At 48.4% G+C, this 426-nt stretch carries 1 protein-coding gene; it reads right to left on the bottom strand.

The genetic code is table 11. The features are described 5' to 3' along the window. The coding region (locus tag ACFRAM_RS28445; RefSeq protein WP_379470407.1) for a X2-like carbohydrate binding domain-containing protein at positions 1-426 on the bottom strand (426 nt) is incomplete at both ends.

The raw sequence follows: 426 nt of genomic DNA, 5'->3' as shown, positions 1-426 counted from the left end.
GCTAGTGTCTGCAGGTTCCCTGCACTGAACGTGAACACCAGGTTCGTGATTCCTTCAGGCAGTGAAGCCAGATACTCTTTCTTTAGCGTAACTACATCATTTGCTAGCGTGTAGTCAGTCCCTAACACTAGAGCCGTTGTTCCGTTCTTGATGCTGGATAACGTGTTGCCTTTCAGCGTCAGTGTTACACTCACATCTGCTTGTGCAGAAGCTTTCTTATCGAAGCTGGCAGTGTTTGTGCTTAGTTCACTGTTCTTCGGCGTGCTGTCGCTCACTGTAACGGCTAGTGTCTGCAGGTTCCCTGCACTGAACGTGAACACCAGGTTCGTGATTCCTTCAGGCAGTGAAGCCAGATACTCTTTCTTTAGCGTAACTACTTCATTTGTTAGCGTGTAATCGGTTCCTAACACTAGAGCCGTTGTTCCG

The sequence above is a fragment of the Paenibacillus sp. NPDC056722 genome (genome assembly GCF_042790635.1).
Taxonomy (GTDB): domain Bacteria; phylum Bacillota; class Bacilli; order Paenibacillales; family Paenibacillaceae; genus Paenibacillus_AQ; species Paenibacillus_AQ agri.
Note: the sequence above shows the minus strand (reverse complement) of the source record. Positions and strands in the feature narration are given on the sequence as shown.